The organism is Chryseobacterium sp. GW821-FHT04C04, from assembly GCF_059420365.1.
Map to the genome: position 1 here is coordinate 278,106 of NZ_JBWKTO010000003.1, position 16,286 is coordinate 294,391.

Genomic DNA, 16,286 nt, shown 5'->3' on the forward strand with positions numbered 1-16,286 from the left:
TTATGTAAATACCTCAATCATGAAAAATATTGTTTTATTCGTATTGATTGCCTTGATTCCTTTCAGCTGTTTTTCTCAGGAAACCACAAAGAAAGATAAAGAGCAATCTGAGATGAAGCCTTCTAAAAATGAAGACGGGGAATGGGATCTTACGGTTATTGATACTCAGTTCGATTATTTTCTGAGTGCTGTTGCCAAACCTATCAGCCAGTATACAGAATCTTATCTGAAGACAAAAAACACGTTTTTGGTCAACGAATGGAACAGCTATTATAATTCCGGCCGATATAGAAACATTATAGAATCCGGAATAGATTATGATCCTCAGGAAAATTACGGAATCAAGTTTGAATATAAATTATACCAGGTTTTCGTATATGTAAACTGGAAGTATAAATTAAAAATGAACGGATTATCCGGAAGCGATGCAATAAGATAACTTTACAGTTACATTCAATAAAAAAAGGTTCAGAATAATTCTGAACCTTTTCATTTTTATAATAGCTGAAAATTATTTATTGAATAATTCCTCTACTTTATCCCAATTTACTACATCAAAGAATGCAGAAACATAATCAGGTCTTCTGTTTTGATAGTTTAAATAGTAAGCGTGCTCCCAAACGTCCAATCCTAAAACCGGAGTTCCTTTAACATCTGCTACAGGCATTAGTGGGTTGTCCTGGTTAGGTGTAGATGAAACAGATACAGAACCGTCAGCATTTTTTACTAACCAAGCCCATCCTGAACCGAATCTTGTTTTAGCAGCATCAGAGAAATCAGTTTTGAATTTCTCAAGACCTCCGTAATTTTCGATAGCAGCTTTTACATTTCCTACAGGTTCTTTGCTTCCTCCCGGCGTTAAAATCTCCCAGAATAAAGAGTGGTTGAAGTGTCCTCCTCCATTATTTCTTACTGCTGGCTTGTCAGTACCTGTCTTACAGATTTCTTCGATCGTTTTTCCTGCTAGTTCAGTTCCTTCAATTGCTTTATTTAAATTGTCAATATATGCCTGGTGGTGCTTTGTATGGTGGATTTCCATAGTTTTTGCATCAATAGTCGGCTCTAATGCATCATATGCATATCCTAGTTTTGGTAATTCAAATGACATAATCTTTATTTTTAATGTTATACCCAAAAATAGCCATTATTTAAGGGATTATCAAGGATTGAAGATTACTTTAATAAATCTTTAACATTGATACATTGATTTAGAATGAATTAAGTTTTATTTTTTTATTTACAGTCAACAAAAAGCACGGACCAAAATGATCCGTGCTTTCATTTAACAATATTAAATTTATTTATTCATAGACATCAGGAATTCTTCATTATTAAGAGTTCCTTTGATGTTCTTATTTACAAACTCCATAGCTTCTACAGGATTCATTTCAGAAAGATATTTTCTGAAAATCCACATTCTCTGAGAAGTCACTTCATCTAATAGAAGGTCATCTCTACGAGTACTGGAAGAAATCAAGTCAATAGCTGGATAAATTCTTCTGTTAGCAATTTTTCTGTCTAACTGAAGCTCCATATTACCTGTACCTTTGAATTCTTCAAAGATCACTTCATCCATTTTAGATCCTGTATCAATCAATGCTGTTGCAATGATCGTAAGAGAACCTCCTCCTTCAATTTTTCTTGCTGCTCCAAAGAATCTTTTCGGTTTGTGAAGTGCATTGGCATCTACCCCACCGGAAAGAACTTTACCTGATGCAGGAGTCACTGTATTGTATGCTCTTGCCAATCTTGTAATAGAGTCCAGTAAAATAACTACATCATGACCACATTCTACCATTCTCTGTGCTTTTGCAAGAACAAGGTTGGCTACTTTCACATGTTTTTCTGCTGCTTCATCAAATGTAGATGCAATAACTTCTGCATTTACACTTCTTTCCATATCTGTAACCTCTTCCGGACGTTCATCGATCAAAAGAACCATCATATATACTTCCGGGTGATTGGATGCAATAGAGTTGGCAATATCTTTAAGCAACATAGTCTTACCCGTTTTAGGCTGGGCAACGATCATCGCTCTTTGCCCTTTTCCAATAGGTGCGAATAAATCTACAATTCTCGTAGAAAGCGTAGATCCGTTTCCTGCTAAATTGAATTTTTCTTCCGGGAAAAGTGGAGTAAGATATTCAAAAGCAACACGGTCCTTGATGAATGCAAGGTCACGTCCGTTAACTTCTGTAGGTTTTAATAATGAAAAATATTTCTCACCTTCTTTTGGAAGTCTTACAATTCCTTTAACGGTATCTCCGGTTTTCAAACCATAATTCCTGATCTGTGCTGTAGACACATATACATCATCCGGAGAAGAGATATAGCTAAAATCTGAGGAACGTAAAAATCCGTAGTTATCTGGCAAAATTTCCAAAACACCTTCAATACTTACCAATCCATCGAAATTAAATTCTTTTTTATGGTCGTGCTGCTCCTCTGCCTTTTCAGAATGTCTGTTCTGATTTTGGTTTTGGTGCTGATGTTGGTTCTGGTTTTGATTTTTATGTTGGTTTCCACTGTTCTGTGGATGGTTGTTTCCTTTTTGAGGTCTGTTAGCCTGTGATTGTTGAGGGGGAGTGTTAGGCTTTTCTTCTGCCTGAGCAGGCTCTTGGGATTCTGTGTTTTTTAGAGCTTCTGGCTTTTCCTGGGTTACTTCTGTATTACCTGTATTGGGAGAAACTCTTTTTCTTTTCTTTTTAGCTTGAGCGGCGGCTGATGTGTCTTCAGTTACAGTTGCTGTTACAACAGGTTCAGCTTTGGGCTCTTCTTGTTTTATTTCTTCAGCAGCGGGAACCTTTTCTTCTGCTTTAGGTTCTTCCGGAGCTTTTGCATTTGTATTTGCTTTTGGCTTGGCTGCTGGTTTTTTGGGAGCAGCTTTTCTTACCGGGGCTTTAGCAGGTTTTTCTGCTGAGGCCTCTTCAGTATTTACACTGGCGGGTTCTGTGGCGTTGAAATAATCTTTTGCAACTTTAGGGTTAGAAGCCTGAAAGTCAAGAATAGCAAAGATCTTGTCATTTTCATTGCTGGTTCTTGCAACTTTAACGCCCAAATCTTTTAAGATTTTAGTCAGTTCCGTTACGGATTTTGACCTTAACGTTTCTATGTTAAACATATTTATGTAAAAATGTAATTAATTGTGAGTAAGAAAAGTAAGTCCGGTGACTTTGGTTTTCAAGTACATTGTATAATGCAAATCTACACTTATTTTTGAATTGTGCAAAATTTATGTTATTTTTGCCAAGAATTTAATATTCAATGCTACAGAGAATACAAACCATATGGACATTATTAGCAGTTTTAGCTGCTGTTTTCCTTTTTATAACAGGACAGGATGTTGTCATTTCCGACAGTATTCCTTTACTTAATATCGGGTGTATAGCCCTTGTTATTGTCGGCGCATTAAGTATTTTTAGTTTCAAAAACAGAAAAAGACAAATTTTGCTGAATACCATCAGCATCATTATAAACGTTTTGTTGATTGGTGTATTGGCGTATTGGTTACTAAACTTATCCGGAGGAATTCATTTTCCTGAGAAGGGTATTGAGCCAGGTTTCCCATTGATTGCTGTAATCTGTCTGCTTATTGCAAACGTTTACATCCGCAAAGATGAGAGGCTCGTAAAATCTGTAGACAGACTCCGATAGCCTTACAACGATTTTTTGAGTGAGAACAGCTTCTTTTAAGGAGCTGTTTTTTATTGATTATATACTCCTGTTTATATTACTCCTCTTTTACATCAATTAATTTATGTAAATTCATTGCAACTTTTCTGTCGAAAGCACGACAGATTATATAATTTTTAATTAAAGACAATGAAAAAGCTAACTTATCTTACTTTATCACTTTTTTCAATATCCATTTTTGCCCAGCAAGTTTCAAAAGAAAGAATCCAAACAGTACTTTCTTCGTTAGCATCTGATGAAATGAAAGGCCGCGAAATAGGAACTCAGGAAAATGAAAATGCAGCCCATTATATTGCTAAGCTTTTTAAAGAAAATAATCTGGAATACTGTACCGGAAACTCTTATCTCGTGCCATTTGACTATAATGGGAAAACCGTGTACAATGTTTGTGGAGTCAAAAAAGGAAAAACAGATCAATATCTGGGATTTTCCGGGCATTTCGACCACATTGGAACCAGTGATAAAAGCGGAGACAATATTTATAACGGAGCTGATGATGATGCCAGCGGAATTACTACTCTGGTAGGTATTGCCGATTATTTTAAAAACAAAAAACCTGAATTCTCTATGGTTTTTATGGCGTTTAATGGGGAGGAAAAAGGAATGCTGGGATCAATGGCAATTTCAACAGATAAAAACCTGGATCCTATCTATAATAAGATGACCGCACTTTTCAACTTTGAAATGGTAGCAACAGAATCTCAATGGGGGAAAAATGCATTGTATATGACTGGGGACGGACTATCAGATCTTGATGAACTGTTCAACCAAAATGCAGTCAATGGATTAAAAATTAATGCGGATCCATATGCGAAACAACAGCTTTTCTACCGTTCAGACAATGTGAGCTTTGTCAAAAAGAAAATCATTGCTCATTCGTTTTCTACCGTTGATATGACGAAGGCATCTCATTATCACCACGAAAATGACGATATCAACATTGTTGATTTTGATAATATGACTCAAATCATCAATAACTTCGGAAAAACACTGGATAAACTGAGTCCTAAAAACTTTGCTCCGAAATATAATGATAAAGTGAGATTTTAATGAAATCCTCATAAAAAGAACTGCTGCTTCAGCGGTTCTTTTTATTAACCTGCCATACGCCCGCATCCCCTATTCTACGACTTTACTCATGTTTATTTATTCTAAAGTTAAAGTATAATAACTTTGAGTTGTAACAAAAAGGCATTTTTTGAAACATATCCTTTAAAGTAAAACAGGATTAAGAACGTCTTATCTTTTAATTTTACGTAATTTTGCTATCCAATTTTTTCATTGAATGAACCAATATATTAAAATACTCAAGTTCGCAAAACCTCACCAAAAATACATCTACGGAAGTTTGTTTTTCAACCTTATGTACTCTGTTTTTCAGATTGCTTCCTTAGGAACTATTCTACCTGTGTTGGGAATGCTTTTCGGAACCATTGAGTCTAAAAAATACAGCAAACCTCCTGTTTATTCAGGAGAATTTTTAGATTTTTTCTCTTACGCGAAAGAATATGCCAATTATTATGTTCAGAGTTTAGTAACGGAACATGGTGCACTTACCGTTTTGGCTTGGCTTTGCGTGATAACAGCTTTTATGTTTTTACTGAGAAACCTTTTCAGATATCTAGGTTCATTTTTATTGATCAATTATCGTGTAGGCGTTACTAAAGACCTTCGTGGAGCCATGTACAGAAAAATTCTTTCTTTACCAGTTTCCTTTTTTACAGAAAGCAGAAAGGGAGATCTGATGTCCCGTATGTCAAATGATGTGGGTGAAGTTGAAGGTAATATTTTGGGAAGTTTAGTTGAATTAATCAATGCTCCTTTTATGCTGATCAGCACACTGGTGACTCTTTTCGTTTTAAGTACAGAAATGACTCTTTTCTCACTTCTAGTATTGCCTGTAATGGGAACTATGATTGCTTTAATAGGAAAAAGCCTGAAAAAAGACTCTCACCAAGCTCAAAATGAGATGGGAAATATTTTCTCGATTGTAGACGAAACATTAAAGTCTACAAAGGTGATTAAGATTTTCAGTGCAGAAAAAATAATGGACAACCGTTTTATGCAGTCAATGCAGAAATGGATTAACAGCTCTATAAGTTTAGGGAGAAAAAAGGAATTGGCATCTCCAATGAGCGAATTTTTAGGTTCGGTTACGTTCTTAATTATCGCTTGGTACGGTGGAAAACAAATCATTGTAGAACAAAGTATTTCCCCTGCGGATTTCCTGGTTTTCCTGGGTATTTTCTTCCAGATTTTACCTCCTGTGAAAAGTTTGTCTCAGTCCATTTCAAATGTACAGAAGGGAGAAGCTTCTCTTGAAAGAGTTCTAGAAATTCTTGATGCCGATGTAAAAATTGACGAAATAGAAAATCCTGTTTCTATATCGACATTAAATAGTTCAATCGAGTTTAATAATATTGGCTTTTTCTACGATAAAGATCATACGATTCTTAAAAACTTCTCACTTTCTATTCCAAAAGGAAAAACCGTTGCTCTGGTTGGGCAAAGTGGAAGCGGAAAAACAACAATTGCCAATCTTTTAGCAAGATTCTACGATGTTTCTGAAGGAGAAATCCTGATTGACGGGACCAATATTAAAAATTTAAAATTACAGGAATATCGCAAGCTTTTAGGTATGGTAACACAGGAATCTGTATTATTCAATGATTCCGTTTACAATAATATCCTGATGGGTAAACCTGATGCAACAAAAGAAGAAGTGATTGCTGCCGCAAAAATTGCCAATGCAGATGCATTTATTACAAGGCTTCCTGAAGGATATGATTCCAATATCGGAGATGATGGCGGTAAGCTTTCCGGAGGTCAGAAACAAAGGGTTTCTATTGCCAGAGCAGTATTGAAAAACCCACCCATTATGATCCTGGATGAAGCAACTTCTGCCCTGGATACAGAATCTGAAAGATTTGTACAGGATGCCCTGGAGAAAATGATGGAAAACAGAACTTCTTTAGTGATTGCCCACCGTCTTTCAACCATTCAGAAAGCAGACTGGATCGTAGTGATGGAAAAAGGTGATATTGTAGAACAGGGAACTCACCATGACCTGATTGCTAAAAAAGGAATGTACAACAAGCTTGTTGAACTTCAAAACTTTGACTAATTTTTTAATTTAATTAAAAATGAACCCTATACAAGAGTATTTCTACAGAATTAAAGAACCTGAAAGAAGTACTCTTTTATTTTTACGAGATACGATCTTAGCCTCAGATCCTGAAAACATTACAGAGACATTTAGCTTTGGGCTTCCGTTTATCAAATACAAAAAGAAAATGCTGTGCTACTTCTATTACAGCAAAAAATACGAAAAGCATTATCTGAGTTTTTATCATGGTGACAGACTGGATTATTCGGAACTGATCCAGGATGGAAGAAAGAAGTTTAAAATCCTTCTCATTGATATGGAAAAAGATCTTCCTGTAGCCTTTATATTAAAGCTGACTGAGGAGATTAAAAGATATATAAAATAAAAGGCTCCGGTACGAATAATCGTACCGGAGCCTTTTTTAAAAACCCTTTATCATTTTGTATTTATTCCACTGAATTCTGCCTTTTTAATCGCCCAGGCAAGAGCGTTGGCATAGAATATTGAGTTGTATACATTCATTTCATAAGCTGCAGCCCCATTTCCATAATTGGGTTTTGCGATTGGTTTATAGTTTGTATCTGCATAGAATGGGCATATGGTATCTGAGGTATTTGGAGAAGCTACTGTTCCACACTGAGAATTGAATCCACCATCTCCTACCCAGATGAAGTTTAGCGTGTTATGCTTAAATGCAGTTACACGACCTACCGTTCCTGATGGTGAAGCTGTAGAAATATTTGTATCTCCTGAATATACTGTAATTTCACTTGAAGGAAGCCCTGTTGCATAAGTTGTAGAAGAAGCATCTTCTCCCCATTGCAATCCTCTTATATCTCCAAAAGGACCATTCAGGATTTCATCATTGGTCATTGGCAGTTTATAAATAGCTCCTGCACTGTTTACACTTCCGGTGTTTACAGATCCGTCAAAAACATTCCTGAACAGGTTTTGCATTCCACTATTACTTTCAGAATACGCAACGATGACACCTCCTTTTGCCAGATAATTTCTTAGCACTTGTGCTTCTGCAGCATTCATTCCCCACGCATATCCTATTACAATAATATCTACAGGATTAGCTCCGGTTGTCCAGGTCGTTAGCTGTGTGGCACTCGGGCTGTCTGTACCGTCTATGATCTGATCCCATCCTTCGTATTTTACAATACTGTTGGCCAATGTTCCAAAATTAGCAGCAGCTTTAGTCACCATACCCGATGGAGAAGTCCCTGATACATTATATCCACAACCGTTGGGTGCAGTCCCGATTGTTAAAAGTCTTTTCTTTGGAACAACTACAATCACATTTACAGAACATGTTGTAGATACTCCTCCCTGGCTGTCGGAAGTAATCGTCATAGTTTTCACTGTCGTGGAGGAAGGTATTCCCGTTCCTTGCAGCGTAACATTCTGATTTCCTGTAGCAGTAAATGTTCCTGACCCGCTGAAAGAAATTCCATCAACGCTATTGGTCATAATGGTATAACTTCCCAATGTTGCAACATTCACAGGCAAAGTAATTGTATTGGAAGCTGTAAGAGCAGTTCCTACTTTGTATACTCCATTTACGGTTGCAGTTCCACAGCTCATCGTATAGGTTCCTGCAGGACTTAACACCGTAACAGAGATCGCTGGAGCACAGGTAACAGTATTTCCATTAGCTTCTAGTGACACATTATCTATCTGGATATTCTGAGGGGTTCCCTGTCCCGGAATCTGTATTGTTTGTACTCCGGTATTAAGAAATACTCCGGTTCCATAAAAGTTATATCCGTTGATAGTAGTTCCTGAAATGGTATAGTTACCAACTTTTGTTACATTCACAGCGATGTTCAGGTAATTCGAATTAGTAAGTTCTTTTCCTTTTACATAGCTTCCCATTGCTTTGGAAGTGGAACAGTCTATTGTAAAAACCGCTTTTCCCATCTGCCCACAGACACTTTTCCATTCGTTATCTGTAAGACTCCAGTAATTAAAACAATCTTCTGTAGTATTGTAAATGGTCAAACCATCATCTTTGGATGGGTTGATTACAATGGCATTTCGCTGTGCTTCAGTGAGCCTTGGAATAAGAATTCCTTTGTTATTATTGGCCGAGACAACATCCAAAACAGAATTGGTATTAGGCGTAGTGGTATTAATTCCCACAGCACCATTATTGGCCTGTGAATAAGATTTCCCAAAAACAAATAGCATTGCTATTAACAAGACTTTCATTGAGGGCATCGTAAATTTTGTTTCCATCATTTATAAATTATAATTGTTTTTGTTTAATGATTAAAATTTTCAACTAAGTCATTTAACCGCTACAAAATTATCATCCTCAGACCATTACAAATTAATTCTACCTACGTAATACTACTCACGCGTAATAAAACTCACAAAATACCAATCGTTCATCTATTTAAAAAGGACAAATCAAAAAGTGAACTATCAAAAATGCACAATCCTTTCATATTTTAAAAATAGCTTTCCATTTGGTAATCGTATTTCGGCTTATTTTAAAATGATTGCTAATCTGAAGATTATTAAGTTTATTTTTTTTCTGATACCTAAGAATTTTCAAAATAGATTCTTCATCATAAGAACGAAGTCTTTGATTGTTAAATCCAACAGCATATTCCGGTTCTCCAAAAATCAATTGATTAAAATTCAGAACATCTATGGCCGAATGCAATCTTTCCAATCGATGCTTAATGGTACTATCAATTAATTTTTCCGGAAATTTCTCCTTAAGAATATCAGTATAAATCTGTTTGTAATCTGGAGCCATATTATATTTTTTTTATCCATTTATAGAGGGTTGTTTTAGGAATATTATACCTTAGAACCACCTCATTTGCCGTCATCACTCCACTTTCTATTTTCTCAAGTATAAAATCCTTTACCTCTTGGGTATAGATATTTTTCCTGAAGACCATTGTGCTTTTCTTTTGGCTTTCCTTATGATCCATTCTTGACTGGGGAGCATATAAAATGAGATGCCCGGTATAAAATCTAAAGAAATCGAATTTTAAAAGCTTACTCCACTTCAACAAAACATCAGTATTAATGCTCTGCTCATGATACATCTTTTCTATATCATCTTCCGTCCTGTCTAAAAATCTTGAGATTCTTTCTATTGGGATCTGATACTCTTCCACTTTGGACCTGATCAAACCTCCAATATGAATGTTCTTAATATTCATCGAAATATATTTGGGTAAAAATATTGACAATAAATACTATCAGGCATCACTCAACATTACTTAATGCTACGCATAAGTAGTAAAACTCAGTATTGTGGATATTTAAATTTTAATCAGGAAGCTGTTGATGTTTATTTCTGAAGAAATATTCAGTTTTTTTCGGATCCTGTATTTTTTACTTTCTACAGCACGAATACTGTTATTGGTACATTGTGCAATTTTTTTGGTATCAAAGTCAAGTTTCATCAAAGCACAGAAATAGAGTTCAGAATGAATAAGATTAGGGTTTATTTTCAAAATAGCCGGGATAAAAAAAGGGAAAAATACCTGAAATTTTTCAAAAAACATAGGAGAATTGGTTTCTGCCAAACTTAAAATCTCCTGAACATTTTCTTCTGAAAGGTGATTGATCAGCATCTGGTGTTTCATCAGTTCTGTATTTGTTTTCACCAGGTCCTTAATGGTAGAGTCTTTCACTTTTGTATCTGTAATGAGTCCATGAATCAACTGATCTTTCTGAGTAATAAAAACAATATCCATGAGAAAAGAAGCAATAGAAAATAAAATATTTAATAACCGTATTGTTTTAAAATCCTCTTTTTCTATAAATCTGCTTTTAGGCAGGAAATCAAAATCAAAGTACAGACATACGATAAAATTAATACTGATCATGAAAGTAATGAAAAAGATAGAAAAGGAATTTTTTTTATAATTTAAAAAGAACGGAACTGCAAACAAAAGACAAAAATAAAAATACTCTACTCCTGCATTTTTGTAGGTATAAATATTAAAAAAACTGACTATAAAAGTAAGCAGGACAAATACAGAAATAATACTACTCTTTAAAACTTTTCTGAATCGCTGTGTTTTTCCCTTTATAGCCATTAAAAGCAACCAGAAAAATGTGATCACGGTAAGAAATGTTGAAACCAACATATCTCCGAAAAAGATAATAATGAAAATAGAATAAAATAAAAATATGAGGAAGAGTAACAGTAGATATCGATTGATAAGACTCACATAACTGCGTTCAAAATCATCATCCATTTTCTCCACTTCATCGTTGATCATCTTAAAGAAAAACTTATAAATCATTGTGTTGTTTTTTATGTTTTGTCAAAGCCCAAGTTGGCATTTGTATATCTGAAAAGTATAATTTCCCAATATTAACAGCCTTATAAGCAAGATAAAAACTCGCAAAACAAAATGTCTTTCTGTATTTTTTCCGTTAAAAAGAATGTGATTTTAGATGTTTTTCTAATTACAATTTACTAAAATTCAATATTAAAATTATCAAAAGAAAAATCATTTATGATAAAAATTAATACGCATTTCTCATATCTCACTTAAAAAGATTGATTAACTGTGTTTTTAAGATTACAAAAATATTGATCCAAACAAAAAAGCCATACTCCTCTAATACGCAATATTACTCGTGCGTAGTTAAACTCAAATGATGAAATAACCTTTAAATTAGCCCAATAAAAAAGAGAGCTCTAAGGCTCTCTTTTTATCTTTATGTCAAATAGGTATTTTAATTTTCTTTCAATCTGGCAATAACATCCAAACCTCCTTTTGTAATATCTCCGATCTTACAGATAATTTCTGTATCCAGAGGAAGGAATACGTCCATTCTGGAACCGAACTTGATAAATCCGAACTCATGTCCCGCTTTTGCTTTATCGCCTTCATTACAGTAGAAAACAATCCTTCTGGCCACGTATCCGGCAATCTGTCTGAAAACTACCTTATGGTTGGTTAGCGTTTGTACCGCCATAGTAGTTCTTTCGTTTTCCGTAGAAGACTTTTCATGCCATGCTACAAGATATTTTCCAGGGTGATACTTTTTGTAAATCACTTCACCTGAAACAGGATATCTACAGATGTGTACATTCAATGGAGACATAAAAATAGAAACCTGAATTGCTTTCCCTTTTATAAACTCATCTTCTTCCACTTCTTTGATCATTACTACTTTTCCGTCCACCGGAGCTATCACGTTTTCTCGGTGATCCAAAACATTACGATCCGGAACTCTGAAAAACCAGAAAACTAAACTGTAAATAACCAACAAAGGTATAATGATCAACAGGGACCACATTTTAAGGAAATAAATAGCCAAAATCCCCAGAATGATAAAAAGCAGGGTGGCTACGGTAATTGTTCCTTTTGATTCTCTATGTAATTTCATGAGACTAAATAAATTTTTCTAAAATAAAGTACAAATATACGACAGGAACGCAGATAATAAAACTATCCAGCCTATCTAAAACACCTCCATGTCCTGGAATGATGTTTCCACTGTCTTTCACACCGAAATTTCTTTTCAATTGGCTTTCTACCAAATCTCCTAATGGAGCAAAGGCAGCAACCAAAAATCCTACAATCATCCAATTTCCTCTTAACTCTGGCTGATAATGTTCAATGAAATACGATAAAACCAGCGTTAAGACAACACCGCCTGCATACCCTTCCCATGTTTTTTTAGGAGAGATTTTAGGGGCCATTTTATGTTTGCCGAAGAACTTTCCTACCAAATAAGCAAAGGTATCGCTGCTCCAAATCAGGATAAACAGAAAAAGAACCTCTAATGAAAAATTTTCATTATAGCTGGAAAACTTTGGTAACCCAAGGGCAAAACTGAACGGAAGAGCCACGTAGATAACGGTAAAAATCAGTTTTCCGCTATCGAAGTATAATTCGTTGGGATATTTGAATAAAGTAACCACAGCAATTCCAATAAGGGCAAGGGCTAATATTTCGCTAAGTCTGAAATCAAAAAAGAAATCATGATTAAAATATCTTTTGGAAAAAATATAGAATATAAAAATGACCAATGGAAATACCACCCATTTTTCATAGCCGTTCCCAAACTTCATGATCTTGACACATTCCCAGGTTCCCACCACCAGCAACAAACTTATTAATCCATAATAAAGATACTGTTGTTTGATAAGCCCGGGTGCAATGCTGTTCAGCAGTTCAGCTCCCAGCGGTGTTGAGCAAAGAATAATGACGGCTATATAGACGATACCTGATAGGGTTCTTTGAATGAGATTTTTATCCAAAATTTAAAATTTAGAAGTGGTTGCTTAATCTTCAAGCAGCAATAAAAACAGTTTTGTATTGGAATTGGAAGAACTATCCATTTTTGACTGGCTTCCGCTGATAGAAGTAAGGTTCTTGATATTTCCGTTTCTTTTTATTTTCCCCATGGCATCATTCAGATTGTTGACAATCTGAGAAACATTGGCCATGATAATAATCTTATCCGGCAGCCTTGAAGAATGATAATGAAGGATATTATTGTGTGAAAGCATGATTCTGCCATCATAGGCAATCAGATATTCACAGGTGATGAATGCAGCATCATTAGATTGCTGCAGTTCTGGAGTATAAGAAGTCTTCACAACGTTTAAAAAGTTCTGAAGTTCTTTGTCCCAGCAGAAAAGGTTGTGAGCACCTTCTATTTTGATAATTTGATTTAAAGTTTGTAGAGCCTCCGCTTCATCTGCACAATAATTAAAAAATCCCCCCGAATGCGTAAATAATTGCGCAAACTTATAGTCAAGATCCGCATTTTTCAGCGAATCCCCTAGCTTCTCCAGGCTCTGTTTATCCTCTTCTTCAGGCTGGTTGGTAAGTTTGCTTACAATCCTCTTGAATAAATTCAACTTAATCTATTTTTAGTCAACTTTATACAAAAATAGAAAATAAATTACAATAGTGTCCTAAATATCTCTTTAAATATGAAAAAACCTGACAATTTTGAAGTTGTCAGGTTTTTAATTCTATTTTTTTTTAAGAGTCTTAAAGCTGTGTCGGACTTTCTGGAGCCTGTATTTCGCTTTCTTCTTCTTTTTCTTTAATCTGAGGTGTTTCCACTACTACCGGCTGATCTTTTTCAGGAATCGTATTGGTAACAGGTTTCTCTGTCAATTCAGGATCCCAAGCTCTCTTTCCGAATATGTCTTCCAGGTCTTCACGGAAGATCACTTCTTTTTCTAGCAATTTATTCGCTAAAGCATCAAGCTTATCTTTATTTTCTTCAAGAATTCTTACCGCTCTTTCATACTGATTTTCGATAATCGATTTGATCTCTACATCAATTTTTGTAGCAGTTTCTTCAGAATAAGGTTTTCCGAAAGAGTATTCAGACTGTCCTGAACTGTCATAGTAAGAAATATTCCCAATATTCGGGCTCAATCCGTAGATTGTAACCATTGCCTGAGCTCTCTTCGTTACTGTTTCAAGATCAGAAAGTGCTCCTGTAGAAATATTGTTGAAAATCACTTGCTCTGCTGCTCTACCACCTAATGTTGCACACATCTCGTCAAGCATCTGCTCAGTCGTTGTAAGCTGTCTTTCTTCTGGAAGATACCATGCTGCCCCTAGAGAACGTCCTCTTGGAACAATAGTTACCTTTAAAAGTGGTGATGCATGTTCTACCAACCAAGAGATTGTCGCATGGCCTGCCTCATGATAAGCCACTCTTTTCTTTTCAGATGGTTTGATAGCCATATTTTTCTTTTCAAGACCTCCAATGATTCTGTCTACCGCATCCAGGAAATCTTGTTTTGTAACAGAATTATGGTTATATCTGGCTGCAATCAAAGCTGCTTCATTACAAACATTAGCAATATCTGCCCCACTGAATCCAGGAGTTTGTTTTGCCAAGAAATCTCTATCTACATTATCATCAAGCTTGATTTTCTTCAAATGAACATCAAAGATATCTCTTCTTTCATGCAATTCCGGAAGATCTACATAGATTGAACGGTCGAAACGCCCTGCTCTCATTAATGCTTTATCAAGAATATCTGCTCTGTTGGTAGCAGCCATTACAATTACATTGACGTCTGTTCCAAAACCATCCATCTCAGTAAGAAGCTGGTTCAGGGTATTTTCTCTTTCATCGTTCCCACCAGAGAAATTATTTTTTCCTCTTGCACGTCCGATCGCATCAATCTCATCGATAAAGATGATCGCCGGAGATTTTGCTTTAGCCTGAGCAAAAAGGTCTCTTACTCTTGAAGCTCCAACCCCAACAAACATTTCAACGAAATCAGAACCTGAAAGGGAGAAGAACGGAACTTTGGCTTCACCTGCAACAGCTTTTGCCAACAACGTCTTACCTGTTCCCGGAGGGCCTACTAAAAGAACTCCTTTAGGAATTTTACCTCCCAGTTTGGTGTACTTTTCAGAGTTTTTCAAGAAATCTACAACCTCCTGAACTTCTTCTTTAGCGCCTTCCAACCCGGCAACATCTTTGAATGTTACCTGAATTCTTTCTTTTTCGTCAAAAAGCTTAGCCTTAGATTTTCCGATAGAAAAGATTTGTCCGCCAGGACCTCCTCCTCCGCCCATCTTTCTGAAAAGCAGGAAGTAGAATAATCCCAAAATCGTAATCCAAACTAACGCAGGCACTAAGATGTCCATCAACGCGCTTTTGCCCGTTCCGTAGTCTTTGCTTGTTTTAATCGCAGGATTTGTGACTTTAATCTGTTCAAATTTCTGAAGGAAAAGTTGAAGGTCTCCATATTTCACAGAAAAATCTGCTTTAGGAGCCATTTCAAAGGCAGAAAGAGGGTTATTTTCTTTCCCGGTTTTGGAAACCATTGCCGATTTTGCTTCTTTTGTTAGGAAAACATCAGCTTTCTCTATGTCTTTGTATATAATTACATTCTGGACTTTCCCCGCCTGCATTTCTCTAAAGAAACCATCTTCATCAATAGATTTTGCACTATCACCTCCAAGGAAATTGGAGCCAAAAAATAGCAAAAGAGCTATGATTGCAATTGGAAAGAACCAGTTGAACCCTTTATTATTCATTTAGACTTTTTAAATTTTTATTATTCATTTTCAATTTTGGTAATGACTGCGTCACCCCAAAGCTCTTCTATATCATAGTACTCACGTACTTCTTTTTGAAATATATGAACCACCACTGAGACGTAATCTACCAATACCCACATTGCATTTTCAGTACCTTCTACGTGCCAAGGTCTGTCTTGCAGTTCGTTTCTTACTTTTTTCTCAACACTTCCTGCGAGTGCAGCTACCTGTGTATTCGAGTTTCCACTACATATCACGAACGTTTCTGCTACGGAGTTTTCGATGTTTGAAAGATCGAAGATCATAATGTCTTCTCCTTTTACATCCTGGATAGCTTCAACGATTTTATCTATTAATGCTTGTTTTTCTGCTGTCTTATTCATTAAAAAAATACTATAATCTGCAAATTTATTGTTTTTTCTTTACTTTAACCTTACTTTTACCCTCTTAATGTCTTAAAGTTT

16 protein-coding genes are annotated in these 16,286 nt (G+C 35.7%); 5 read left to right on the top strand and 11 right to left on the bottom strand.

Going from position 1 to position 16,286, the window contains the following annotated elements; genetic code table 11:
* Positions 1–19 precede the first annotated feature (19 nt).
* Complete coding sequence (locus tag AC07UM_RS11150) at positions 20–439, top strand: DUF6146 family protein (RefSeq protein ID WP_494683433.1); 420 nt, start codon at positions 20–22, stop codon at positions 437–439.
* 72 nt (positions 440–511) lie between these two features.
* Here AC07UM_RS11150 and AC07UM_RS11155 read toward each other — a convergent pair whose 3' ends face one another.
* Positions 512–1,108: a superoxide dismutase gene (locus AC07UM_RS11155; RefSeq protein WP_494683432.1), complete on the bottom strand. Its 597-nt coding sequence runs from the start codon at positions 1,106–1,108 to the stop codon at positions 512–514.
* 189 nt (positions 1,109–1,297) lie between these two features.
* Complete coding sequence (gene rho / locus AC07UM_RS11160; RefSeq protein WP_494683431.1) at positions 1,298–3,121, bottom strand: transcription termination factor Rho; 1,824 nt, start codon at positions 3,119–3,121, stop codon at positions 1,298–1,300.
* A 143-nt stretch (positions 3,122–3,264) separates the two neighbouring features.
* On the opposite strand from rho, the gene AC07UM_RS11165 reads away from it, so the two are divergent.
* The 4 genes from AC07UM_RS11165 (at position 3,265) to AC07UM_RS11180 (ending at position 7,184) form a co-directional block, all read left to right on the top strand.
* Complete coding sequence (locus tag AC07UM_RS11165; protein ID WP_494683430.1) at positions 3,265–3,654, top strand: DUF4293 domain-containing protein; 390 nt, start codon at positions 3,265–3,267, stop codon at positions 3,652–3,654.
* A gap of 168 nt (positions 3,655–3,822) precedes the next feature.
* Complete coding sequence (locus AC07UM_RS11170) at positions 3,823–4,743, top strand: M28 family peptidase (RefSeq protein WP_494683429.1); 921 nt, start codon at positions 3,823–3,825, stop codon at positions 4,741–4,743.
* A 235-nt stretch (positions 4,744–4,978) separates the two neighbouring features.
* Positions 4,979–6,817 carry an ABC transporter ATP-binding protein gene (locus AC07UM_RS11175; protein ID WP_494683428.1) on the top strand — a complete coding sequence of 613 codons (1,839 nt, stop codon included), beginning with the start codon at positions 4,979–4,981 and terminating at the stop codon, positions 6,815–6,817.
* A 19-nt stretch (positions 6,818–6,836) separates the two neighbouring features.
* Positions 6,837–7,184, top strand: coding sequence for a DUF1801 domain-containing protein (locus AC07UM_RS11180; protein ID WP_494683427.1), 348 nt, complete (start codon positions 6,837–6,839; stop codon positions 7,182–7,184).
* Between the two features lie 50 nt (positions 7,185–7,234).
* On the opposite strand, the gene AC07UM_RS11185 is transcribed toward AC07UM_RS11180, so the two are convergent.
* From AC07UM_RS11185 to rsfS, 9 genes are all read right to left on the bottom strand, one after another.
* Complete coding sequence (locus AC07UM_RS11185; RefSeq protein WP_494683426.1) at positions 7,235–9,016, bottom strand: phage tail-like protein; 1,782 nt, start codon at positions 9,014–9,016, stop codon at positions 7,235–7,237.
* A 235-nt stretch (positions 9,017–9,251) separates the two neighbouring features.
* Positions 9,252–9,572, bottom strand: a complete 321-nt coding sequence (locus tag AC07UM_RS11190) for a helix-turn-helix domain-containing protein (RefSeq protein WP_494683425.1) — start codon at positions 9,570–9,572, stop codon at positions 9,252–9,254.
* Between the two features lies 1 nt (position 9,573).
* A complete protein-coding gene (locus AC07UM_RS11195; protein WP_494683424.1) occupies positions 9,574–9,987 on the bottom strand; it encodes a transposase in 414 nt (137 codons plus the stop codon).
* A 102-nt stretch (positions 9,988–10,089) separates the two neighbouring features.
* Positions 10,090–11,082, bottom strand: coding sequence for a helix-turn-helix transcriptional regulator (locus AC07UM_RS11200; protein WP_494683423.1), 993 nt, complete (start codon positions 11,080–11,082; stop codon positions 10,090–10,092).
* A 439-nt stretch (positions 11,083–11,521) separates the two neighbouring features.
* Positions 11,522–12,178 carry a phosphatidylserine decarboxylase family protein gene (locus tag AC07UM_RS11205; RefSeq protein WP_494683422.1) on the bottom strand — a complete coding sequence of 219 codons (657 nt, stop codon included), beginning with the start codon at positions 12,176–12,178 and terminating at the stop codon, positions 11,522–11,524.
* A 4-nt stretch (positions 12,179–12,182) separates the two neighbouring features.
* On the bottom strand, positions 12,183–13,055 hold the full coding sequence (locus AC07UM_RS11210; RefSeq protein WP_494683421.1) for a phosphatidate cytidylyltransferase: 873 nt from the start codon (positions 13,053–13,055) through the stop codon (positions 12,183–12,185).
* A 24-nt stretch (positions 13,056–13,079) separates the two neighbouring features.
* Positions 13,080–13,661 carry an LUD domain-containing protein gene (locus AC07UM_RS11215; protein ID WP_236852074.1) on the bottom strand — a complete coding sequence of 194 codons (582 nt, stop codon included), beginning with the start codon at positions 13,659–13,661 and terminating at the stop codon, positions 13,080–13,082.
* Between the two features lie 136 nt (positions 13,662–13,797).
* On the bottom strand, positions 13,798–15,819 hold the full coding sequence (gene ftsH / locus AC07UM_RS11220) for an ATP-dependent zinc metalloprotease FtsH (protein ID WP_494683420.1): 2,022 nt from the start codon (positions 15,817–15,819) through the stop codon (positions 13,798–13,800).
* 20 nt (positions 15,820–15,839) lie between these two features.
* Positions 15,840–16,205 carry a ribosome silencing factor gene (gene rsfS / locus AC07UM_RS11225; RefSeq protein ID WP_124532485.1) on the bottom strand — a complete coding sequence of 122 codons (366 nt, stop codon included), beginning with the start codon at positions 16,203–16,205 and terminating at the stop codon, positions 15,840–15,842.
* Positions 16,206–16,286: the final 81 nt, after the last annotated feature.

Coding starts and splice junctions, on each gene's coding strand:
- AC07UM_RS11190 (WP_494683425.1), bottom strand. CDS start 9,572: ATGGCTCCAGATTACAAACAGATTTATACTGATATTCTTAAGGAGAAA.
- rsfS (WP_124532485.1), bottom strand. CDS start 16,205: ATGAATAAGACAGCAGAAAAACAAGCATTAATAGATAAAATCGTTGAA.
- AC07UM_RS11165 (WP_494683430.1), top strand. CDS start 3,265: ATGCTACAGAGAATACAAACCATATGGACATTATTAGCAGTTTTAGCT.
- AC07UM_RS11195 (WP_494683424.1), bottom strand. CDS start 9,987: ATGAATATTAAGAACATTCATATTGGAGGTTTGATCAGGTCCAAAGTG.
- AC07UM_RS11170 (WP_494683429.1), top strand. CDS start 3,823: ATGAAAAAGCTAACTTATCTTACTTTATCACTTTTTTCAATATCCATT.
- AC07UM_RS11180 (WP_494683427.1), top strand. CDS start 6,837: ATGAACCCTATACAAGAGTATTTCTACAGAATTAAAGAACCTGAAAGA.
- AC07UM_RS11205 (WP_494683422.1), bottom strand. CDS start 12,178: ATGAAATTACATAGAGAATCAAAAGGAACAATTACCGTAGCCACCCTG.
- ftsH (WP_494683420.1), bottom strand. CDS start 15,819: ATGAATAATAAAGGGTTCAACTGGTTCTTTCCAATTGCAATCATAGCT.
- AC07UM_RS11155 (WP_494683432.1), bottom strand. CDS start 1,108: ATGTCATTTGAATTACCAAAACTAGGATATGCATATGATGCATTAGAG.
- AC07UM_RS11200 (WP_494683423.1), bottom strand. CDS start 11,082: ATGATTTATAAGTTTTTCTTTAAGATGATCAACGATGAAGTGGAGAAA.
- AC07UM_RS11175 (WP_494683428.1), top strand. CDS start 4,979: ATGAACCAATATATTAAAATACTCAAGTTCGCAAAACCTCACCAAAAA.
- AC07UM_RS11150 (WP_494683433.1), top strand. CDS start 20: ATGAAAAATATTGTTTTATTCGTATTGATTGCCTTGATTCCTTTCAGC.
- rho (WP_494683431.1), bottom strand. CDS start 3,121: ATGTTTAACATAGAAACGTTAAGGTCAAAATCCGTAACGGAACTGACT.
- AC07UM_RS11185 (WP_494683426.1), bottom strand. CDS start 9,016: ATGAAAGTCTTGTTAATAGCAATGCTATTTGTTTTTGGGAAATCTTAT.